This window comes from Cyclobacteriaceae bacterium (assembly GCA_013141055.1).
Taxonomy (GTDB): domain Bacteria; phylum Bacteroidota; class Bacteroidia; order Cytophagales; family Cyclobacteriaceae; genus ELB16-189.
Window position 1 is genome coordinate 1255183 of sequence record JABFRS010000001.1, and the last position, 22131, is coordinate 1277313.

19 protein-coding genes and 1 tRNA gene are annotated in these 22131 nt (G+C 41.2%); 9 read left to right on the forward strand and 11 right to left on the reverse strand.

What is annotated here, in order from left to right; genetic code table 11:
* The first annotated feature begins 73 nt into the window (after nucleotides 1-73).
* Together HOP08_05450 and HOP08_05455 are read left to right on the forward strand one after the other, a co-directional pair.
* Entirely contained in the window at nucleotides 74-580 is a 507-nt protein-coding gene (locus HOP08_05450; GenBank protein ID NOT74355.1) for a DUF1905 domain-containing protein, read from the forward strand.
* Between the two features lie 103 nt (nucleotides 581-683).
* Nucleotides 684-2303 carry an ATP-binding cassette domain-containing protein gene (locus HOP08_05455; GenBank protein ID NOT74356.1) on the forward strand — a complete coding sequence of 540 codons (1620 nt, stop codon included), beginning with the start codon at nucleotides 684-686 and terminating at the stop codon, nucleotides 2301-2303.
* An 11-nt stretch (nucleotides 2304-2314) separates the two neighbouring features.
* Here the strand turns inward: HOP08_05455 and HOP08_05460 are convergent, their stop codons facing one another.
* From HOP08_05460 to HOP08_05500, 9 genes are all read right to left on the reverse strand, one after another.
* Nucleotides 2315-3052 (reverse strand): class I SAM-dependent methyltransferase, encoded by a 738-nt coding sequence (locus HOP08_05460; protein NOT74357.1) that lies wholly within the window; start codon nucleotides 3050-3052, stop codon nucleotides 2315-2317.
* On the reverse strand, nucleotides 3049-4686 hold the full coding sequence (locus HOP08_05465) for a D-aminoacylase (protein ID NOT74358.1): 1638 nt from the start codon (nucleotides 4684-4686) through the stop codon (nucleotides 3049-3051). Before HOP08_05465 ends, HOP08_05460 begins: the two co-directional genes overlap by 4 nt.
* A gap of 14 nt (nucleotides 4687-4700) precedes the next feature.
* Nucleotides 4701-5498 carry an agmatinase gene (gene speB, locus HOP08_05470; protein ID NOT74359.1) on the reverse strand — a complete coding sequence of 266 codons (798 nt, stop codon included), beginning with the start codon at nucleotides 5496-5498 and terminating at the stop codon, nucleotides 4701-4703.
* A 7-nt stretch (nucleotides 5499-5505) separates the two neighbouring features.
* Nucleotides 5506-7218, reverse strand: coding sequence for a dihydroxy-acid dehydratase (locus HOP08_05475; protein ID NOT74360.1), 1713 nt, complete (start codon nucleotides 7216-7218; stop codon nucleotides 5506-5508).
* A gap of 118 nt (nucleotides 7219-7336) precedes the next feature.
* On the reverse strand, nucleotides 7337-7759 hold the full coding sequence (locus HOP08_05480; protein NOT74361.1) for a DM13 domain-containing protein: 423 nt from the start codon (nucleotides 7757-7759) through the stop codon (nucleotides 7337-7339).
* A 9-nt stretch (nucleotides 7760-7768) separates the two neighbouring features.
* On the reverse strand, nucleotides 7769-8479 hold the full coding sequence (locus HOP08_05485; protein NOT74362.1) for a hypothetical protein: 711 nt from the start codon (nucleotides 8477-8479) through the stop codon (nucleotides 7769-7771).
* 105 nt (nucleotides 8480-8584) lie between these two features.
* Nucleotides 8585-9781, reverse strand: a complete 1197-nt coding sequence (locus HOP08_05490) for a polysaccharide deacetylase family protein (GenBank protein NOT74363.1) — start codon at nucleotides 9779-9781, stop codon at nucleotides 8585-8587.
* Between the two features lie 10 nt (nucleotides 9782-9791).
* Nucleotides 9792-11081 carry a glycosyltransferase gene (locus tag HOP08_05495; protein NOT74364.1) on the reverse strand — a complete coding sequence of 430 codons (1290 nt, stop codon included), beginning with the start codon at nucleotides 11079-11081 and terminating at the stop codon, nucleotides 9792-9794.
* A 132-nt stretch (nucleotides 11082-11213) separates the two neighbouring features.
* Nucleotides 11214-11579: a hypothetical protein gene (locus HOP08_05500; GenBank protein NOT74365.1), complete on the reverse strand. Its 366-nt coding sequence runs from the start codon at nucleotides 11577-11579 to the stop codon at nucleotides 11214-11216.
* Between the two features lie 165 nt (nucleotides 11580-11744).
* Here HOP08_05500 and HOP08_05505 point away from each other — a divergent pair, with 165 nt between their 5' ends.
* From HOP08_05505 to HOP08_05520, 4 genes are all read left to right on the forward strand, one after another.
* Nucleotides 11745-13058 (forward strand): M23 family metallopeptidase, encoded by a 1314-nt coding sequence (locus HOP08_05505; protein ID NOT74366.1) that lies wholly within the window; start codon nucleotides 11745-11747, stop codon nucleotides 13056-13058.
* 226 nt (nucleotides 13059-13284) lie between these two features.
* Nucleotides 13285-14379, forward strand: coding sequence for an acyl-CoA desaturase (locus tag HOP08_05510; GenBank protein ID NOT74367.1), 1095 nt, complete (start codon nucleotides 13285-13287; stop codon nucleotides 14377-14379).
* A 119-nt stretch (nucleotides 14380-14498) separates the two neighbouring features.
* Nucleotides 14499-14570: transfer RNA gene (locus HOP08_05515), tRNA-Arg, on the forward strand.
* A 234-nt stretch (nucleotides 14571-14804) separates the two neighbouring features.
* Nucleotides 14805-15791, forward strand: a complete 987-nt coding sequence (locus HOP08_05520; GenBank protein NOT74368.1) for a hypothetical protein — start codon at nucleotides 14805-14807, stop codon at nucleotides 15789-15791.
* 60 nt (nucleotides 15792-15851) lie between these two features.
* On the opposite strand, the gene HOP08_05525 is transcribed toward HOP08_05520, so the two are convergent.
* Together HOP08_05525 and HOP08_05530 are read right to left on the reverse strand one after the other, a co-directional pair.
* Entirely contained in the window at nucleotides 15852-18293 is a 2442-nt protein-coding gene (locus HOP08_05525) for a T9SS type A sorting domain-containing protein (GenBank protein NOT74369.1), read from the reverse strand.
* 341 nt (nucleotides 18294-18634) lie between these two features.
* Nucleotides 18635-18832 carry a hypothetical protein gene (locus HOP08_05530; GenBank protein ID NOT74370.1) on the reverse strand — a complete coding sequence of 66 codons (198 nt, stop codon included), beginning with the start codon at nucleotides 18830-18832 and terminating at the stop codon, nucleotides 18635-18637.
* Between the two features lie 76 nt (nucleotides 18833-18908).
* On the opposite strand from HOP08_05530, the gene HOP08_05535 reads away from it, so the two are divergent.
* The 3 genes from HOP08_05535 to HOP08_05545 all read left to right on the forward strand — a co-directional run bounded on the left by HOP08_05535 (nucleotide 18909) and on the right by HOP08_05545 (nucleotide 21885).
* Nucleotides 18909-19721 carry an AraC family transcriptional regulator gene (locus tag HOP08_05535; GenBank protein ID NOT74371.1) on the forward strand — a complete coding sequence of 271 codons (813 nt, stop codon included), beginning with the start codon at nucleotides 18909-18911 and terminating at the stop codon, nucleotides 19719-19721.
* Between the two features lie 71 nt (nucleotides 19722-19792).
* Nucleotides 19793-20287: a hypothetical protein gene (locus HOP08_05540; GenBank protein NOT74372.1), complete on the forward strand. Its 495-nt coding sequence runs from the start codon at nucleotides 19793-19795 to the stop codon at nucleotides 20285-20287.
* A 113-nt stretch (nucleotides 20288-20400) separates the two neighbouring features.
* Nucleotides 20401-21885, forward strand: coding sequence for a M28 family peptidase (locus HOP08_05545; GenBank protein NOT74373.1), 1485 nt, complete (start codon nucleotides 20401-20403; stop codon nucleotides 21883-21885).
* Nucleotides 21886-22131 lie beyond the last annotated feature (246 nt).

The following is a 22131-nucleotide window of genomic DNA, read 5'->3' on the forward strand; positions in this document are numbered from 1 at the left end:
AGATAGTGAATATTATAATGAATTTGAAGGTTCAGGATTTGAAGATTCGCGAAGCTCATGTAATTTTAGTGCTATGCCATCTTCTGTCAAGTTCAAAACACGCATCAAGCCTCTTGAGCATTTAAAGATGTCTTACATAGAGGTGTCAAAAGCGATAGTCGAAAAACTTGGAGGTAATTTTAAACTTCGGCTAATCTGTACCGTGAATAAAACAGTATCATGGCAATGTGGACTGGTTGCTCTCAAACAAGGAAGTGCATACATAAGTCTCAATAAAAAGATATTAAAAGAACTGAATGCCGAAGTTGGAACCGAGATCAACGTTACACTGGTAAAAGATGAGAGTAAGTATGGCATGGAGATGTCAGCGGAATTGAAAAGTTTACTGAAACAGGATAAAGAAGGCAGCCGACGGTTTCATATGCTCCCAATGGGCAAGCAGAGATACATCATTTACTATGTATCTCAGGTCAAAGTCAGTCAGCTCCGTATTGACCGTGCTATTAGGCTTATTGAGAATTTAAAGAAGACCTTAGAAGGCAAAGAGAGCTTCCGTGAGATTGTCGGAAAGAAAAATTAGGCAATTAAATTCCCTGTTAAAATAAGAAGAGGACGCATCGCAATTCCATCACATCAAAGGAGAAAAATTTTGTATTTTTGCGCCCTAATTTCTTTAAAAAGCCATGATTGCTGCCAATAACGTATCTCTTCAGTTTGGAAAACGCGTGCTGTTCGATGAGGTGAACCTGAAGTTCGTCAACGGAAATTGCTACGGAGTCATCGGTGCAAACGGTGCCGGCAAGTCGACCTTTTTAAAAATCCTTGCAGGGGACATTGATCCCACCAGAGGAAGCGTGAGTATCGACCCTGGAAAAAGGATGGCTGTACTGAGACAGAATCATTATGAATTCGATGAAGTTCCTGTGCTGGATACTGTAATGATGGGCCATGGGAAATTGTGGAGCATCATGCAGGAAAAAGATGCTATCTATGCCAAGCCAGATTTCTCTGAAGCCGATGGAATTCGCAGTTCCGAACTCGAAGGTGAGTTTGCAGAAATGAATGGCTGGAATGCACAATCAGATGCAGCTGCACTTTTAAGTGGCCTTGGAATCACAGAAGATGATCACACTAAACTTCTTAAAGAGCTAAGTGGAAATTTAAAAGTGCGAGTACTCCTTGCACAAGCTATTTTCGGAAATCCTGACATTCTTATTCTGGATGAGCCTACCAATGATCTTGATCTTAAGACGATCACCTGGCTTGAGGATTTTCTATTGGAATTCAAGAACACCGTCATTGTAGTATCTCACGATCGTCACTTTTTGGATACCGTTTGTACACACATAGTTGATATCGATTTCAATGCAGTAAAATTATATACCGGAAATTATTCCTTTTGGTATCAATCCAGTCAGCTTGCATTGGCTCAACGTTCATCTGCAAATAAAAAAGCAACTGAAAAGAAAGCGGAGCTTCAGGAGTTTATTGCCCGCTTCAGTGCAAACGCATCAAAATCAAGACAGGCAACCAGCAGAAGAAAATTACTTGAGAAGATCAATGTTGATGATATTCAAGCCTCAACAAGAAGATATCCAGCAATTATTTTCCAACAAGCTCGTACCGCAGGTGATCAGATTTTGCAGATTGAAAATCTGAGTGCCTCTGGCAATGGGTCAGTACTATTCAAAAACCTTGATCTCTTTGTAAACAAGGGTGAAAAGATCGCCGTTCTCAGCAAAGACAGCCAGGCAGTAACTGCCTTATTTCAAATCCTTTCCAGGGAGCAAAGACAAGATGCGGGAGAATTTAAATTTGGTCAAACCATAACAACAGCTTCTCTTCCATCCAACAATGAGGCCTATTTCAAATCAGATGAAAATCTTGTGGATTGGCTTCGGCAATTTGCCGCCGAGGAGAATAAAGATGAGGTTTATATTCGTGGATTTCTTGGCAAGATGCTTTTCTCAGGAGAAGAAGTATTCAAAAAATCATCGGTACTTTCAGGAGGAGAAAAAATGCGGTGCATGATCTCACGCATGATGCTTGCCCAGGGGAACCTTCTAATTTTGGATGAACCAACCAATCATCTTGATCTGGAATCCATCACTGCATTTAACAATGCATTGAAAGATTTCCCAGGCACTGTGCTGTTTACTTCTCACGATCACGAGTTTACCCAGACTGTAGCCACTCGTATCGTGGAAATTTCACCCAATGGATTTATCGACAAGCTGATGACTTACGATGAATATATTGAAAGCGAGAGAGTCGCGGAGCAAAAGGAAGCTCTTTATGCTTAAACCAATCTGAATTATTTTCTTATTCTGCCACATCGCATAAAAAGCGGGAATCTAATTTCCACTTTTTCAGATTTCCATAATGGCCTTATCTTTCTTATCAGATCCTCTACCGGATCCATCTGATTGACCTGGACATATTTCTGAACCGATGACCAAGTTGACAAGTATCCCTGTAATTCAGAAATCGTCCATGAGAATTTAAATGAAAACTCTGGACAACTGATCTCATCTTTTAAGAAGGGAATTGTTTTATAATGCTGATCCACCAGCTTTCTTTCTGAATCCCAATAAGGTCCAATGATATTCACATAAAAATCCAGGACAAGTTCGTCAATGGGTTTGTCGATTTTCAATAGACTATATCCCCATACTGCCAATAATGCGTCTTGCTTTCCCACACGCTGAACTTCTTTATAAAATTCATCAATATTAAACCAGTGAATAGCTTGCCCCACAGTAATAAGATCAAAAACCGAATCTTTAAATGGAGTTCTTTCAGCAGCTGACACTGAGTAATCTATATCAGGACCTTTTAAAGCCTTCTCTATCTGTTTGACGCTACTGTCGGTGGCTTTTACATTTTTAAAGTATGGTGCCAGATCCCTTGCGACTTGTCCGTTGCCTGTTCCACAATCCCATGCGCATTCTTTCAGCTTTACATTGCTGAGAATAAAATCATAAAGTTCTTTTGGGTATGTCGGACGAAAAGCGGCATAACAGCTGGCTTGCTTTGAGAATAGGTCTTTCATTTTTTATTTTTCTTCCACCCAGGGCCTCTCACCGCACGACCTGGTTTTTCTCCAGTATGTTCGCCATCTTTTAAAACCTGAATACCATTAACAAACACATGAATCATTCCTGTGGAATATTGATGCGGGTTTTCAAAAGTCGCGTGGTCCTGAATTTTTTCTGGATTGAACACTACAACGTCTCCAAAGTTTCCAGGTTTCAATGCTCCCCTCTTTTTTATTTTTAAATGGACTGCAGGAAGAGTGGTCATTCTTCTGATTGCTTCCTGAAGAGTCAAAAGTTTCTCGTCACGAACATATTTTCCAAGCACTCGTGGAAAGGTCCCGTATGCCCTGGGATGAGTACCTTTGTCTGTGAAATTTGGTGTCAAAGCAATGGCGCCGGCATCTGTTCCGAAACTCACATAAGGCTGCTGCAGCATCCTGTTCATGTTTGATTCGGAGATAAGAAAATAAACCGCACCGATGGATGATTGATCCGCCAGCAACAGATCAAGCACCGTTTCATCAGCATTCTTTCCATGAAGCATTGCCACCTGGTCAAGGCGCTTACCTTTGTAAAGAATATTAAGTGAGTCTTTCTTAAAATTCAATAACATAACATCCCTTGCGTCAGAATTTTTTGAGGGAATTCCATTTTCCATTTCATATAATATTCTTTTCCTCAGATCGGGCTTCCGAATTCTTGCACGGAGTTCAACAATTCCTCCCTCTTGTGCCCATATTGGAATTCTTTCCTTTAAACCAGTAGCACTTGCAGCGTATGGATAAATATTGGCCGTAATGTTCAATCCCCTTTTCTGAGCACTGTCTATTTTAAAAAGAACAGCATCGATCTTTGGCCAGTTACGCTGCTGATTGATCTTAAGATGATAAATTTCTGCGGGTAGTTTTGCATCCTTGGAAATTCTGATGACCTCATTGATGGCTTCAAGAACTTTATCACTCTCACTTCTCATGTGTGTGATGTACATCCCATTATATTGAGAGGCGATCTTACATAATTCAATCAGCTCTTCTGTGGTCGCAAATGTAGCGGGAGCATAGATCAGTGAAGAGCCAATCCCCATCGCACCCTCTTCCATTGCCTGCTTCACGAGATTCTTCATCTGAATCATTTCGACAGCAGTCGGCTTTCTGTTCTGTTGACCAATAACGTAATCACGGATTGTGGTTGCTCCGACGAACGATGCAACGTTGGGACTAATCATTTCTTTTTCGAGATGTTCAAAGTACCCATTGAGGGTTGTCCAGAGTTTGCTTCCCGGCTTTCTCTTTCGTGGTCCTGGACTTAATCCTTCACCAAAAACTTCAAGAGTGATTCCTTGCTTAATGTCGCTGACACCTTTTCCATCCTCCAGCAAGGTTCCATCAGCCCAACTCAGCATATTAATGAATCCAGGAGCAACCGCTAGTCCGGTTGCATCAATTTCTTTTTTTGCTTTTTTTGAAGACAGATCACCAATGGCGGCGATTGTATCAGCATTGATCGCTATGTCAGTTACAATTGGATTTCCACCGTAACCATCATAAACAGTTCCATGCCTGAGTATTAAATCGTATTCGATTGTTTGCGCAAAGCAAGCTGCCCCACTGCAAAGATTTACTAAGAGGAAAAATAATCTTCGGGACATAAAGGCAAAATACCCTATTGCTCTGAGCGCAGCAAAAGATCGAGTAATTCTTTATAAAGTTTTGCAGCAAGCATTGCGGTAATTCCGGATGGATCGCGTATTGGATTAAACTCAACAAGATCCGCTCCTATGACGGTTGGTGAAAGATTCTGAAGTATGGAAATAACCTCTCTCGAGGAAAGTCCTCCTGGCTCATGATGAGAAACTCCTGGCGCAAAAGCAGGATCGATAGCGTCAATATCAAGGGAAACATATACCGGCCCTCTGAAGTTAAAGCGATGCTGTGGGTTAAAATTTTTCATATGAATAACTTCAACCCCATACTTCTCGGCCTGTTCCCGCTGGTGCTGACTCATGGTCCGAATTCCAACCTGAACCAATCTTGTAGCAAGTCCTTCCTCCATAATCCGGGCAAAAGGGCTTGCATGAGAAAATCTATTGCCTTCGAAATTCTCATAAAGATCGGGATGTGCATCAATATGAAGAATGGTTAAGTCTTTGTATTTGCTGGCAACTCCTCTTATAATAGGGTAAGTAATGGAGTGATCACCTCCAAGGGAGAGAATTTTGTCATAATTCGAAAGCACTTCCTTAACTGCACTGGTAATAACATCAGAGAAATGAGTATTCTCTGAAAAATTCAGAGGCCCGAGATCCTTTACGCCAGAATGACTCTTCAAGTCAATAAAATTCTCTGAGAAATAATTTGCTGAGTCAGAATGAAATGCTTCACGAATTTTGGAAGGCGCAAGGGCAGGCCCCTTGAGAAAAGATGAATTTGAATCGAAAGGAATATCCAGCGTTGCAATCATAAGATATTTAGTGAGAGTCTCTCGTTACTTTACTTCCTGATCCGCCCACCAAAAAATCAAGATCAGCACCTTTGTCTGCCTGCTGTACGTGATTGACATAAAGATTAACATAACCCCGCTCAACCACCTGTTCAGATTTTTTCCATAAGGATCTTCTTCTTGCCAGTTCCTCCTCCGAAACATCAAGTTGAATGAGTCTTTTCTTCACATCAAGCTCTATCATATCTCCATTCTTAACGAGGGCAAGATCTCCACCAATGGCAGACTCCGGTGAGACGTGAAGAATAACGGTGCCAAATGCAGTGCCGCTCATTCTTCCATCAGAAATTCTGACCATATCAGTAATTCCTTTATCAAGCAATTTTTTAGGCAATGCCATATTCCCAACTTCCGGCATTCCAGGATAGCCAACAGGGCCTACTGATTTCAACACCATCACACATGTTTCATCAATGTCCAGATTGGGATCATTCACACGCGCATGGTAATCTTCGATATTTTCAAATACAACTGCACGTCCCCTATGCTGCATGAGCGCTGACGTTGCTGCGGATGGCTTCATAACAGCACCGTTGACAGCAAGATTTCCTTTAAGGACTATTATGCCCGCCTCCTTGATAAGAGGCTGATCATAGGAAGTAATAACTTCATGATTATAGCATTCACATCCTGCCTTAACATTTTCCGCATGTGACCTGCCGGTTACTGTAACGGCGTTCATATGAAGTTGAGCCTTCAGTTCATTTATGATAACAGGTAATCCTCCAGCATAATAAAAATCTTCCATGAGAAACTTTCCGGAAGGCATAAGATTTAACAGCAAGGGAATGCGACTTCCAAGCTTATCAAAATCCTCAAGATCAAGCTTAACTCCAATTCGACCGGCAATAGCAGTAAGATGAATTATAAAATTTGACGATCCTCCAACGGCTGCATTTACCTTAATAGCATTTTCAAACGCTTCACGTGTCAATATTTTTGAAATCCGGAGATCCTCTTTCACCATCTCTACAATTCTTCTTCCTGACAACTGGGCGAGAACTTTCTTTCTGGCATCCACAGCAGGAATTGCCGCAGCACCTGATAAGCTCATGCCCAATGCTTCCACCATGCACGCCATTGTTGATGCGGTCCCCATCGTCATACAATGCCCGTGACTTCTGGACATACAGCTTTCAGCGTAAGCATAATCTTCATATGACATCTTACCCGTAGTAAGATCATCTGTAAATTTCCATACGTCTGTGCCGGAGCCAATATCTTTACCACGATATTTCCCATTCAGCATCGGACCGCCAGGAACAACGATCGTTGGCAGGTCGACACTCGCCGCACCCATTAATGTAGAAGGAGTGGTTTTATCGCAACCCGTCAATAGTACAACGCCATCTATTGGATTTCCACGAATAGATTCTTCCGCATCCATACTGGCGAGATTTCGAAACAGCATTGCCGTTGGTTTGAGAAGTGTTTCCCCCAATGACATAATTGGGAATTCAACAGGAAAGCCACCAGCTTCCAACACTCCACGCTTAACAGATTCCGCAAGGTCACGCAGGTGAGCATTGCAGGGTGTGAGCTCAGACCATGTATTACAAATTCCAATTACAGGTCGCCCATCAAACATATCTTCCGGAAAACCCTGGTTCTTCATCCAGCTTCGATAGATGAATCCCATCTTATCCTTTTTCCCAAACCATTCGGAACTTCTGTATGGCATTTGTTAACGCTATCGATTATTCAATTCCAGCGTTGTTAAAAATACAAACAAAAAGAATACGATTTCCCTGGTGAAGAGAATTCACAATTCAGAAAGAAACAAGGAGAACTTGCGTGTTTTAATTCAAAGGAGCTCTGGCAAATTCAACAGAAAACTGTTCGCACCAGATGTGCACAAAAGGGTATTGGTCAATTTCAGGATTGCCGACCACTTCATAGGTTTGTCTTCCAGTAGTAGATTGAAGCTTACCCACTCTGATATAGTCAGATGCATTCTCGTCTTTACTAAGATAGACTTTTAGATCAGGACCAGCCTGAGATGAGTACGGATCAAAAACAATATACTTTTTACTATTCTTTTCATAAATAAGAACAGTGCCCGCTGCAGTATGTCCTCCAATACCTACAAACATTCCTGACTTCAGAGGAGTAAGACCTGTAAGATCCACATTGGATGCATCTGCAGGATTAACAGGTGTCGTGAGTTCAGGTTGACATGCACTGAGCAAAGCGATGAGAATTATAATGCAGCTTGTCTTCATAGTGTATTTTTAAAGCTTATAACTTACTCCCAATCCAAACATAAACGACTTAACTCTAAAGCGATCATTTTCTGAAGGGAATTGCTGAACCTTTGTATCTGTCGTATATTCTGTAAACAGGAACTGCAAACCCGCCTTTATACCCCACTTATCATTCACCTTATATTTTGCAAAAATCTCAGAGTTAAGACTTCCACGATCATTGTCACTTATCAATAAAACATTAAATGCTGTGGGGCTTGCCTGGGTATTCTTTCCAGTATAGCCATTGATATAGTTTCCATTCCTGGATCCACCGAAAGAAAAACCAAGTGCATCAATATTAAATCCTGCTGACATCCTTGAAGAAACCTGATATTGCATATTTATACTGATGTTAATCATATTCACCTGCGGCGAGCTGATCAAAAGAGTGTCCATATTCTTCTCAATGTTGTCCTTGAAAAAGATAAGAGGACTTGTACTTTCAGATGTAAGTTCGGCTGGAGCTGTTACATAGTATTGATTGGCTCCAAGATAGGATGTAAACCGGGCCCCCACTCCCATTGAAAATTTCTGGGCCTTTCCCAGTTTCCACATATGAGAGTAATGGATGGCCACACTACCCTGAAATTTTGCAAATGCTATGGTAGCATCAAGACTATTTTCTGCTTTAGACTGTGAGAACGCTTGCGAACTCAAAATCACTGATAACACAATAAATATTATTCGGAGCGGCATTTCGGAGGTTTACGTCAAAAATGAAAAATCAGAGCGTATTTTAGTGTCACCCAAATGACATACGATACTATTTGCTATGATGGTTGTGTAATGCCCAAAATTCTTTCAATTCCCTGAATTATGAATTTCCAGTGTATGCTCCAGATCTGTCAGGATATTCATATAATTAATATATGCATCGTATGGCGTGTTGTAGTGACTGAAGTACTTATGCACGTCACCATCATTCCAGTATTTTGTGCACATATAATAGAAATGATCTGAGGTAGTGAGTTTCGCCCAACGATCCATCAGGTCTCCGTCTTTTGTTGTGTGAATAGCCTCCTCAAGTTTATATATCCTTTCCATGGCGTCGTGCTGCAAACCATTGCCCAACCAGGCTGAAAGATCCCGCTCCATGTCTGCCCAGGAACTTAGCTGATGAACATCATACTCTCCTCTTGCATCGTACATCTGAATAACTTCAGAAGGTGTCTTGAAATTAAAATCACCGTGCTGAATAATCTCTCTGGGAAGGTGAGCAAGAAAATCGAAGATGCCTGTCTCTGGCCATTGGTGCTCACCGAAAGTTTCGTAATCCATGAACAAGTTGATTACTTCTCCATTGCCCGCAACCTGATGAACCCACTTTGCAAATTTTGAAGTCGTCAAAGGCCACTCATCCCAGGCTTTATTTGAAAATCGGAAGGCAATGTCATCAGAGAGTTTATAATTCTTCAATAAGCATTTAATATTGGGATTGCCCGGAGGATGGTAAAGAAAATTAGGACTTCGGTGACCGAGGTGATGATCAAGTCCTTCACAGATAATTCCTTTGTAACCCTGTTCTGAAATAAAATTGGCAATCTCATTATTATAGATTAGCTCAGTATTTCTGAATACTGCCGGTTCTTGATTAAAATGATCCTTGATCTTGGCTCTGTGTCTCGCAATCTGACGAAGGAATTCTGCCTTTGAGTACAAGTAGCTTAATGAGTGGTAGTATGTTTCGGAAAGAAATTCAACACAGCCGGTTCTTGCCAATTCCTGAAAAGATTGCAGCACATCAGGACGGTACTTTTCGAATTGCTCGATCACAGCGCCACTTAATGAATATGAGATTTTGAAATCACCCTTATGCTGATCGATAAGTCGCAGCATCGTCTCATTCGCAGGCAGGTAACATTTTCTTGCAACGCGATCCAGGATCTCAACATTTTTTGACTCGTCTTCATAGAAATGATTGTGTCCTATTTTAAATACATCATAATCTGTGAGACGAAATGGTTGATGTACCTGGAAATAAAAACAAATCGAAGGCATATAAAATGAATTATGATTCCTGTAAAAGTGTATCGTAAACGTTTCTTAGTTTTTTGGCAGCATGATCCCAGGTGAGATCATTCAACTCAAGAGCTGCGCGGTCTGATAAAATTTTGCCCAAAGCAGGGTATTTAAGTATTGCGTGAATATAGTTGGCATACTTATCCGTATCCCAGAAATCGGCCTGCAAGGATCCCTTCATTACTTCTGCTGCTCCTGATTGAGAAGATATTACAGCAGGAACTTTATGATGCGCAGCTTCCAGGGCAGTCAATCCAAAAGGTTCTGATACGGAAGGCATAAAGTATGCATCTGCCATGGAGAGTAATTCATTCACTTTTGTCTTTGATAAAAATCCAGTGAAGATAAATTTACTCCCCAGCTTTCTATAAGCAGTTGATTCCAGTAAATGCCCAAACTGATCGCCCGTACCAGCCACTACAAATTTCACTCTTGGATAGACACGAACAACTTTTTCAGCTGTCTCCAGTAAAAAATTAGGGCCCTTCTGAGAAGTAATCCTTCCCAGAAAAATCACAAGCTTATCCTTTAGTTTATGAACGGATCGTTTTACTGGTATGGGTTCAATTCCATTATGAACGACAGAAATTTTTGACGGGTCTATTTCATAATGTTTAACGATCTGCTCTTTTGTGTATTCACTGACAGCGACGATGGAGTCTGCTTCAAGCAATCCATCGCGTTCCATCCAATAAATATCATTGCGAACGGTGTCTCCAACGCGATCTGTTTCGAGAGCATGGACATGAACTACCAATGGCTTACCACTTTGCTTTTTAATTCTGACTGCAGCAGGATATGTCACCCAGTCGTGCGCATGGATAATATCAAAGTCTCCATCCGAAGCGATTTCAGCTGAAAGCAATGCAAACAAATGAACCTTGTGCATGACGTTAAATCCATACATGTCACGTCCGGAGAATATTGACCTGATTACATCGATTTTCTGATCGCTTTCCGGATGGTCATTCGAACCAAAAAAACCACTGAATGACGCATTTGTGAAATGATAAGGACTTATCTGAAGAGGGATTTTTTCAACACGGGTATTGTCAAATTCAATTTCGAATTGAATACTTTCTATATCAATTTCCTCTTTTGTAAGCTTGTTGAGACCTATGATGTTAACATCTTCCAGATCAGAAGCATCGCCTGCTGTTGGTATGATCAGTCGAATCTGAGAATATTGATTCAGTGACTTCACGATGCCATACGTTGCCACCCCCAAGCCTCCGGTAAAAAGCGGGGGAAATTCCCAGCCAAGCATCAATATCTTCATTACGCAGTTTAATGTGAAAACACGCGATCGGGGTATTAACCAACGTGGACAGACTGGTAAGTTAAATAGAAATCAGATGAGAAGTCTATTTTTTGAATGATTTATAAGCGGTGAATTTCCGATGTTCCGGCCTTATGGTGTAATCGTAAAATCCTCCTTGGAGGTGACTGTTTTGCCGTTCGTCGTAACCTCAATCTTCCCGCTAGATGCTCCATCAGGAACCGTTACAGTTAGTTGCGTTGCCGTAGCCGCTGTAACAACGCCAGGAAATTTATTGAAGGAAACAGTATTATTTTCTTTTGTCTCGTCAAAGCTTGCGCCTGAAATTGTTACAACAGTTCCAGTCGTTCCTGTTAATGGAAGAAAACTTGTAATAGTCAAGCCTGGTTCGGGATCTTCTTTTTTACTGCAGGAAGTAGCAAAAATAAAAACAGCTGTCATCGCGATCATTAAAATCAATGCGCGGAATAATGCTGGTAAAGGAATATTTGCTTTCATAAAACGATTTTTTTACAATTCATATATAGATAACAGTGTTCCATGAGCTTTTAATCAAATTATTCCTTTTCCAATATTCCTGTAAGCGATACCGTGGACTTATTTCTACAACAAATAAGTAAACAACAGCGTTTTAAGTGGCATCCTGTTTGCGCAAATATGTTCATGGCAATTCAAAAATCGATTAACAGTAGTATCATTCTATCCATTGCAATTGTGCTGGGAAGCTGTAATGCTTTACAAACGTTCACGTCAATGAACCCTTCTCCAAGAGAAAAATATGTCAACGCGCTGACTAAAACAGGTCTTCTCTCATCTTCCTTAGCTCAGACATGGATGAATGCCGGAGATGTGGCGCTTCACGATTCAATTATTGTGACGCTGCCTTTTAGGGAAACTGGTTACTTTGCTTCTTCCGAACCATCCGCAAGGTTTTATCGGTTTGATGTGAAAGACGGGCAGGTGCTTACTTTGACCTCTGCCATTAAGGCGAAAGAAAAATCAAAATTATTTATTGACGTCTTCTTACTTAAAGAAAATAAATGGGAGACAGTCGCCTACAGTGATTCACTTTCCCTGACCTACGAACTTCCAAAAAGTGGAAGCTGCATCGTTCGTCTTCAGCCAGAACTATTGGTCAATATTTATTATTCCATCACGTTAAGTGTGACGCCTGTGCTGATGAATCCGGTAAAGGGTGCTTCCAATAAATCAATTGGAAGTTTCTATGGCGATCCACGTGATGGAGGGAAAAGGAAGCATGAAGGTATTGACATCTTTGCTCCTAAAGGAACATTTGTGATTGCCCCCACCGATGGAGTTGTTACGAGAGTAAGCTCAAGTGTGCTTGGCGGGAAAACTGTTTGGATGAATGATACCAAACGAGGTCACTCATACTATTTTGCTCACCTTGATTCACAGATAGCAATTGCAGGAAGGAAAGTAAAACAGGGTGATGTTCTGGGAACTGTTGGCAACACCGGAAATGCAATCACCACACCATCGCATCTTCACTTCGGAGTTTTTCAGAATAAAAGCATTAATCCAATTGCTTATATCAGGACGATGGAAAAACTTGTCAACGAACTTGCTCCTGATACCTCTTTTCAATCCATTGTATTCAGGACAAAGCAAAAAATTACTTCCATTCATAGCGGACCTTCCACCAAACTTGCAGTCCGGGAAAGCTTATCAAAAGATTATTACGTGAGAGTGATTGGACAAAGTGGCGATTGGTATCGGGTGAGCACAGCAAACAATCGGGAAGGGTTCATTGAAAAAAGCAAAGTGATCACCGCTGAAAAGGGGAACAAATTTGTAATAAGAAATCCAGCATCTCTGCTGACCGAAGCTGACAGCCAAGCCGTACCCATCGGCACTGTGACCGGAACAGCAGAAGGTCTCGCATCCTATAAGCAGTTCAGATATATAAAGACTTCGGATGGACTCAATGGATGGATTGACATCACATTGCTTTAGATTCATCTGCTTCTCAACTGAATTTTTTGTGTAATTTTTTTGTTAACCCATCTTATACGATCAGAGTGAATGGGTACAATTTCTTAACATTTAAACATACGTAAGAAAAGGTGCCAATAGCTTAAATTTGTGTCATGACAGAAATGCAATTTTGTTCCATTATATTCGTTGTATATACACATCTGTTTTCTCCCTTTCTATCGTAATTCTCAAGAATCAATTAAGAATGTCAGCTTTAAAGACCATATCCTTCGCCGGAACGCAACGTGAATTCGCAGCAACGCTTAATAAGCGTGTTAACGAGTATTTCACCAGAAATAAGCTTGCAAAACATGCCAACGGGGAAATGATTGTAAAAACGGTTTTTATGTTTTCGCTTTATTTTGTTCCATATGCTTTAATCGTTTCAGGTGTTGTAACTGGAACGCTGGCATTGATCTTATCTGTGGTCGTAATGGGTTTGGGGCTTTCAGGTATTGGCCTTTCCATTATGCATGATGCTAATCACAGCGCCTACTCAAAGAAGGATTGGGTAAATTCACTTTTAGGTTATTCCATGAATCTGATTGGTGCCAACGCATTCAATTGGAAAATGCAACACAATGTTTTGCACCATACCTATACAAATGTTCATGAAGAAGATGAGGATATCAGTCCACGCGGCGTACTGCGATTGACACCTCACTCAGATTGGAAACGGATTCACAAATACCAGCACATTTATGCCTGGTTTCTGTATGGACTCATGACGATCGTATGGTTGTTCTTCAAAGATTTTGTTCGCATCTATAATTACCAGACGAACGGAATGGCCAAGAAGCATAAGATCAATATTGTAAGAGAGTGGATTATCTTAATCGGATCGAAGATTGGTTATATAAGCTACATTTTTATAATTCCTATTGTATTCACTTCCCTTGCCTGGTGGCAAATAATTTCAGGTGTAGTGATGATGCATTACATCGCAGGCTTCATTCTTGCCATTATCTTTCAGCCCGCACACGTAATTGAGGGAACCGAATTTCCTCTACCAGATGAAAACAATTCCCTTGAAAATAACTGGGCTATCCATCAGCTCCTGACAACCACCAATTTCGGAAACAGAAGCCGTTGGTTCTCATGGTATGTTGGAGGATTGAATTTCCAGATTGAACATCATTTGTTTCCACATATCTGCCACGTGCATTACAGAAAAATATCTTCCATTGTAAAAGAGACGGCTCTTGAATTTGGCTTGCCTTACAAGAGCGCCAGAACTTTCATGGGAGCATTGGCTGGACATGCGCGATTATTGAAGCAACTGGGTGCCAGACCAGTGTAAGGCGATTTCAGCAGATTTGGGGAATCCCTTACGTCAGAATTCTCACATATTTCCTCATTGAAATTATCCAATTGGAATGACGGAAAGGTCATTTATCTTTGCCTTCGTAATTCTAATCCGGTTCCGTATTTCAATGGATAGAATCTCAGATTCCGATTCTGAGGATGTAGGTTCGATTCCTACCGGGACCACTTAGTTGATCTAAAATTACCTCTGCCAATCATTATTTTCATCATCAGGAAATACTCTCTGAGTAAGATAAATTCCTTTATCTAGATAAATTAAAATCATCCTGCTTTCTCCAAATTCCAATATGGAGAAAAATTCCCTAACCTATTTTACGTCACAGCTCTATAAAATTTTAGAATAGGATTGTAACCTATTGCAGAGCGACCAGTAACACGGCCGATTCTAACCATCATGCTATGAAACTAAAAATAGTACTGTTAATTTTCTTCATTCCTTTTATCGTTAATGCTCAATCACAAAAAATAAAAGCCTTCATCGATAAAACCATCGAGATCATGAAGGAGAATTCCGTTAATTCAAAAAATGTTGACTGGCCCGCACTTACAGAACAAGCATACAAGCTTGCTGAGAATGCCCGGAGCCCTGAAGATCTTGGAAACTCCATGAGATTTCTCATGAAATCGCTTGGAGATTTTCATGGAAGAGTAAGACATAAGGACAGCCTGTTCCAGTGGGAGAAAGAAAAATTCGATTGGAATAAAATTCCGGGGCAGCTTGAATACAGAGCTGCCCTTAAAAGAAAAGACAATAGATTTTTTACAAAGCTTTTTGATAACATTGGCTACCTGCGAATTCCAACAACTGATCAGGAGATCGCCAAAGAAAGATCGAAAGCTCTTCGTGATAGCTTGTGCAAGGTTCTTTCAACAAATCCAAAAGGCATGATCATTGACCTTAGACTCAATGGCGGTGGTCACGTTTTCTCAATGCTCATGGGCATCAGCAATATTCTGGAATATGGATTGACTTCTTCCGATGAAGAGATCAGGGCGGACGGATTCTATCGAAAATCAGAGAACATATTTCCCTTCAAAGAAACCTGCCCAAGGAACCATCTTAATATTCCCGTTGCCGTGATCACCGGGCCTTTGACAGGAAGTTCCGCAGAAGGCTTGGCCATCATCCTTAAAAATCGTCCTAACACAATCCTGATAGGCGAGCCTACAGCAGGATGGGTTTCTTCAGTAAATGGATTCAAGATTGATGGAAACTCAGGAATCAACTTATCCGTAGATTACATGAAAGATGTTAAAGGCAATGTTTATAAAGACAAAATTCAACCGGATATTCTGGTAGAAGGTGGAGATAAATTCGACAACCTCGTAGAGGACACCAAGATCATCAGAGCAATCGAATGGTTAAGGGAATACAAAGTCCGTTGATCGGAGTATAGTTAATGCTGATGAGGACAAATCAATGATCTGCCCTCATCAGCATATGCCTTATCTTATTAACACTCTCTTTTTACCTTTAAGAGAATTACCTGAATAAAATAGCACATAAACACCTGGCGGAAGATGACTTACATATATTGAAGTCTGATCACCAGAATATACAGGATCCATCTCAATTGTTTTGCCAATGGAATTCACCATACTGATGGATCTTATATCTCCATTAGCAATATGAATTACGTCACTTGCAGGATTGGGATAAACTGTCAGTGCGTACAATTCTTCTTCAAGACCTGTAACGATTGAGAAGTTAGCAGTATAAGTAACATCATTTTGTGGAGTAGCGATGGTTTGTGATGCTGATCCTCCCACCGACCACGAACTGAAAATATACGCATCATTTCCAATGATTGGATTATCGACAACACCTATATCACGCAACAATCCCTCAACGCTGGTAAAACTTAAAGGCGTAGTCATTGGCTGACCATCAATCAATACCGTCAATCCAGAAGGTACAGTATTAAAAGTCAATGTTGATAAAGCCGGATACACATCTACTGAATCCTTTGATTCCTTTCCGCCACTATCCGTTACCGTAAGTATAAATCTGAACCAAACATTTGAAGACGTCTCTCCCCGATTCGGCACATCGAAGTTTCCCGATCGTATTCCATGAAGAGGAGGCTGATCATGATTATGTGTATTATGATGAAAATGGATGTCCCACATGAACGCCGAAGCTGGTAGCGTTCCGTCTTCCGGGTCTGTACCAGTTCCCTCAAACGGTACTAATGCGCCTGCTCTATAAAAATCAGTTGATATCGGTGTCACAATGTGTGCGGCTGGAGATTGATTAACAACATTCACCGTAAGACTGACAGTATTACTAAGGACATTTCCATTAGCATTCATTACATCTACATGATAATTGCCTGCATCTCCTGCAGTTGTTGAAGCAATGTTCAATGTAGACTGAGTTCTTCCCCCCAAAGCAGAACCATTTCTATACCACTGATATGTTAGTGCTCCTGCACCATTTGCTTCTACCGTGAAGGTTGCGGGCTGTCCAGCTGTAACTGTTCTTGGTACAGGCTGCAATGTAATGACGGGAATTGCCGGTGGAGGGTTTACGGTCAATAAAGCCTCATTACTACTAACGCTGGTAACTGAATTAGTCACCACTGCCCGATACTGACCTGCATCACTTGCTTGCGCATTGTTAATCGTAAAAATCCGGGCTGTTGCTCCACTAATATTAACTCCGTTTTTCTGCCATTGATACGTGAACGGTACTGAGCCGCTCGCCAAAACGTTAAATGTCGCGGTCTGTCCCTGTATAATTGTCACGGGCTGAGGTTGAGATGTAATCGTTGGTGGAGTTGACGGCGGAGTATAAGCGATCCTGTACAATCGTGATGTCTGTCGACTCAAATAATAAAGATTTCCATCGGGACCAAGAGAGAGACTTAAGCCCTGACCACCCATGTTGGAACCAAATAATGTTGCCGTCGGATTTACTTCCGTCGGATCAAAATAATATATCCAATTAGAACAATGATCCTGAATGAAGTACTTTTCAGAATAGATAGAAGGATAATTTGTAGTCGTTGAACTTAGAAATGCACCACCAGTCAATGCGCAGCCGGTCATACCTGCTCCAACATGGCCATATGCAAAGATCGGAGATGTGAAGGCTGGATTTACGGTAACTCCTTCCGAACCAGGCCATCCATAATTTTTACCTCCAATTGTTGCATCATTAACTTCTTCCCATGTATCCTGTCCAACATCATTCACCAGCAATCTTCCTGAAATGGGATGGAACGTAAAAGTATAGGGATTCCTTAGACCGTACGCCCAGAAGCGTCTGCTTCTTTCTGTTCCTGTCGCAAAGAAAGGGTTGTCAGAAGGCGCAGATCCGTCCTTATTGATACGCAGCATCTTACCATGATAGGTGGTAAGATCCTGAGCATTGGCTCCACGTCCATTTTCACCGATGGCAACGTATAATTTTCCGTCGGGACCGAAGGCAAGTGCTCCTCCATTGTGATTCGTTGCAATACTTAAAGGATCTAATTCAAGAAGGATTTGTTCACTTCCTGCCAGAGCCACATCTCCATCAGCAGTAAAGCGACTGATGCGATTGTGTGTTCCGCCAATGTCCGTGGTATAATATAGGTAGATATAATTGTTGGTAGCAAAGTCAGGATCGAGAGCAATACCAATAAGACCTCTTTCTCCGCTCGAATTGACAGTGAGTGTTATGAATGGCGTTGTGAGCAATGCATCATTTTTAAAAACACGTAAGGCGCCAGCCTGTTGAGCAACAAAGATTCTGCCATCGGGAGCGAACGCCATTACAGTTGGAAAGGGCATCGTGGCAGGATTTCCACCAACAATGACGCGCTCAAATCCTGATGGAAGAGTTTGGGCGATCGTGGAGAAATAAGATAAAACAATCACCACGAGCGTAAATAATTTTCGCATAGGTAAGATGTTTAGGTTTAACTGGGGGTTCAGTTTCTATACCTGGCATGTATACACAAAAGATGTATTTGGTATCCCCATGAATATTAAACCACCCTTTTTACGTTACAGTAATAATGGTTAAGAATCCACTCAATCAATTTGAGATTGAGGTTTTTGATGAAAAAATGAAAGTATTGAGATCAGTAATTTTTCTCCGATCTAAATAATTACTGAAGGGCATATTCTCTTTTATGAAACGGATTTCATAAAAGAGAAATAGATGTTAATGATTGGAAAGTCTATGAGGTAACCGATCAATTGTTTCAGTGATTTGTCATTCAATGATATTTGTCTCCTACTCATTCTATTTTCAGGGACTTTGTTGGGTTTACTCTTGCAGCCTTCAATGTCTGAACACCTACTGTGATCCATACCAATGCCCCTGCTCCGGCACCAATAAAATTCCACCATGAAAGATCTGTGCGGAATGCAAATTCATTTAGCCACGAACCGGTAATAAAAAAACTGATCGGCAGCGCTGCCAGGATTGAGACCACTACAATCTTTGTGAAATCACGTGGTAACCCTATTTTTTAATTTTAAAATTATATCACCCTTTCACTAACTTCACTTGTGGACTATAAAACTTTCGACCCCTCTGACGAATTAACAGCATTCATCAAATGTTTCTGGACATTGGAGGCTCCTCAGGAAGTTGAACCTGAGAAGCAACGAATCGTTCCTGATGGATGCATGGAAATGATCTTTCACTACGGAAATCTCTTCAGGCAGTACAACGGTTCTGAAAATTTTATACAACCACGATGCTTCGTTTTTGGGCAGATCACAAGTCCTCTCGACATCGAACCTACTGGAGCAACTTCCATTTTTGCGGTTCGATTTTTTCCTGATGGGTTTACTCCGTTCGCAACTATGCCCTTAATAAAAATGGAAAACCGGCCTGTAGCCTTGTCTGAGTTGTATGGTGAAGAAGGAGTTATTCTTGAGCAAGAAATGATGAGTCTATTGTCAAATGAGGAGAGAATACAAATCCTGGAAAATTTCTTTTTAAAGAAACTGGTGACACCTGATGCGATTGATCGGCTCGTCAAGTCCAGCATTGAAACGATCATAGATCTCAATGGAAATCTTTCTGTGGGTGAACTATCGGATCAATTGAATATTAACCGTCGCCAGCTGGAGAGGAAATTTCACTCGGTCATTGGATTGAGTCCAAAGCAGCTTTCCAAGATTGTAAGGTTGCAATCAAGTCTTAAAATGCTGGCGAATAAAGACTCGGTTAATCTTGGTGAGGTAGCACTGGAAAGTAATTTCTACGATCAGTCACATTTTATCAAAGATTTTAAAGAGTTCACCGGAATGAATCCAGGTAATTTCTATGCAAATAATCTTAAAATGTCATCACTATTTTCCAGTGCAGAATAGTGTTGTCGCAATTTTACAATTTTCTTTCAGGTGACTTTCCCATCTTTGCTTCATCACGCAAAAACAATCAAATGAAAACACTACTGTCCCTGGCTATTATTATCCTTTGCTTCAATGCCTGTTCCAGGAAAGCAAACGAATCACAGGTTAAATCGTATGCAAATCTTGAAAAAGCAAACTGGCTGCTGGGAAAATGGGGTAACAATGCCGGGGGCGCAGTGATCACTGAAACATGGAAGACCCGGAATGATTCAACATTCTCAGGTGCGAGTTACGCCGTGGTGGGTAGCGATACAGTTTCTTCAGAAACAATAAGCCTTGCTCAAATCGGCTCTGACGTATTTTATATCCCTTTAGTAAAAGGTCAGAATGATGGAAAAGGAATAAAATTCAAGCTAACCTCTTCAGCGAATGATCAGCTCGTTTTCGAAAATCCAGAGCACGATTTTCCACAGAAAATATCTTACTCAAAAATTTCGGCCGATTCGCTGATGGCGGAGATATCAGGAATGATTAAAGGAGAAGCACGTTCTGAGAAATTCCCACTTGGGAGAGTAAGAAACTAGAAAAACGCATTCAGGGGATTCCCTAAGGAAAAGCAAAAATTTCAATGACCACTGGTCATAAGTCGTAAAGCATTGCAATCATAATTTTCTACATTCGTAGAGACCTGAAAATTATGATAAAATACTTCGCGCCTGCTCTGTTGCTTATTTTGTCAAGCTCTGTTAGCATGCTTGCTCAAAAAGCAAAAACCTCAATTGATCCACCAGCATTGAGCGCAATTCTTGAAACCGATCTCAAAAAAGATCTTTACGAAATGGCTGATCCACATTTCAAGGGACGTGCGGGTGGCACAATCGATGAAATTAAATCAGCAGTCTGGTTTGCAAAAAAAATGCAAGAAGCGGGGCTGGAGCCTGCAGGCGACGACGGCACCTATCTTCAGTTTTTTTCCCTTTGGCGAAATAAAATCTCATCCTCTTCAACCGTTAGCATTGGTGATCATTCATTAAAGCTTTGGAAAGATGTACTTGTGGCCCAGACAGCTCCGGCGAATGTTACCGCGCCAGTGGTCTTTCTTGGAAAAGCAGGGCAACCTAATGCATCTATTGATGTAAAAGGCAAGGCGGTGGTGATCGAAGCCTCAAGAGATGGCATTGTGTTCAGATCACTACCGGAATGGCGATACAGTCGCGAAATGATGGTAAAGTATGGTAACGACTTATTTACCCGTGGTGCTGCAGCGGTGATTTTTATAGCTGATGAATTCGGTGAACACAGTTGGGAATACGCGATGCATAATTTCAACAATGGTACATATGATCTTGAAGGAGGACCCAATGCCATCATTAAGTCCAAGCCTCCTGTATTCTGGTTGCATTCCAGCGCGCTTACCTGGATCAAACAGGAAGGGCTGACATTAAAAACAAATATTATGCTGGATAGCTTCACATATCCTTCTGTGAATATTGTTGGAAAGACTATGGGTAAAGATCCCGTTCTTTCTAAAGAATACGTTTTGCTGAGCGGACACCCTGACGCTCATGGTATACGGAATATCATTGGCAATGATTCTATTTATTACGGAGCGGACGACAATGCAAGTGTGAATGTTGCCATGCTTGCGGTCATGCGTGCTTTGAAAAAAGTCCCTGGAAAACGTTCTGCATTGATTGTCATTCATGGCGCTGAAGAACGCGGCTTATTGGGATCAAGATGGTATTCAGCTCATCCTACAGTTCCAAAAGAATCGATCGTTGCAGTATTGAATGGAGATATGATCGGTCGGAACCATCCTGACAGTGCTGCCGTAATGGGCGTTCAGTCACCACACAAAAATTCATCAGAGCTTGCAAAGATGGCACTGGATGCAAATCAGGAGGGGCCGAAATTCAAGCTCGACACGTTGTGGGACAAGCCTACACATCCTGAAGTCTGGTATTTCAGAAGTGATCACCTTCCCTATGCCAGATTGGGAATTCCTTCACTTATGTACTCTACACTCCTTCATAAAGAATACCATACTCCTCAGGATAATGCTCAGAATATCAATTATTCAAAGTTGAAGAAGATGACAGACTGGATCTATCGTACTGCCTGGAAGGTTTCAAACACAGATAAGCGTCCTGCTGCAGATCCGAATTTCAAGTTGGAGCGTTAAGAGCAACACTTCTATCTACACATTTTCGTAAAGCATCGACAAGAGGTTCGTGCTGGCAATTTTTTGCAAAAAGGTCGCGTTAAGGGCTTATATACTTGCAAAAGATTCCAGAACCAAATCGAACCAAAATGAAAACCATTGTCAAAATCAAACGTCGCTTTCCTTTGTGGGGAACAGGCGCGCCTACAATCATTCTTCTGATACTTGTTTCAATGTGGTTATGAAGGTGGAACCATTGGACCTGGA

Coding starts and splice junctions, on each gene's coding strand:
- HOP08_05450 (NOT74355.1), top strand. CDS start 74: ATGCCATCTTCTGTCAAGTTCAAAACACGCATCAAGCCTCTTGAGCAT.
- HOP08_05455 (NOT74356.1), top strand. CDS start 684: ATGATTGCTGCCAATAACGTATCTCTTCAGTTTGGAAAACGCGTGCTG.
- HOP08_05460 (NOT74357.1), bottom strand. CDS start 3,052: ATGAAAGACCTATTCTCAAAGCAAGCCAGCTGTTATGCCGCTTTTCGT.
- HOP08_05465 (NOT74358.1), bottom strand. CDS start 4,686: ATGTCCCGAAGATTATTTTTCCTCTTAGTAAATCTTTGCAGTGGGGCA.
- speB (NOT74359.1), bottom strand. CDS start 5,498: ATGATTGCAACGCTGGATATTCCTTTCGATTCAAATTCATCTTTTCTC.
- HOP08_05475 (NOT74360.1), bottom strand. CDS start 7,218: ATGCCATACAGAAGTTCCGAATGGTTTGGGAAAAAGGATAAGATGGGA.
- HOP08_05480 (NOT74361.1), bottom strand. CDS start 7,759: ATGAAGACAAGCTGCATTATAATTCTCATCGCTTTGCTCAGTGCATGT.
- HOP08_05485 (NOT74362.1), bottom strand. CDS start 8,479: ATGCCGCTCCGAATAATATTTATTGTGTTATCAGTGATTTTGAGTTCG.
- HOP08_05490 (NOT74363.1), bottom strand. CDS start 9,781: ATGCCTTCGATTTGTTTTTATTTCCAGGTACATCAACCATTTCGTCTC.
- HOP08_05495 (NOT74364.1), bottom strand. CDS start 11,081: ATGAAGATATTGATGCTTGGCTGGGAATTTCCCCCGCTTTTTACCGGA.
- HOP08_05500 (NOT74365.1), bottom strand. CDS start 11,579: ATGAAAGCAAATATTCCTTTACCAGCATTATTCCGCGCATTGATTTTA.
- HOP08_05505 (NOT74366.1), top strand. CDS start 11,745: ATGGCAATTCAAAAATCGATTAACAGTAGTATCATTCTATCCATTGCA.
- HOP08_05510 (NOT74367.1), top strand. CDS start 13,285: ATGTCAGCTTTAAAGACCATATCCTTCGCCGGAACGCAACGTGAATTC.
- HOP08_05520 (NOT74368.1), top strand. CDS start 14,805: ATGAAACTAAAAATAGTACTGTTAATTTTCTTCATTCCTTTTATCGTT.
- HOP08_05525 (NOT74369.1), bottom strand. CDS start 18,293: ATGCGAAAATTATTTACGCTCGTGGTGATTGTTTTATCTTATTTCTCC.
- HOP08_05540 (NOT74372.1), top strand. CDS start 19,793: ATGAAAACACTACTGTCCCTGGCTATTATTATCCTTTGCTTCAATGCC.
- HOP08_05545 (NOT74373.1), top strand. CDS start 20,401: ATGATAAAATACTTCGCGCCTGCTCTGTTGCTTATTTTGTCAAGCTCT.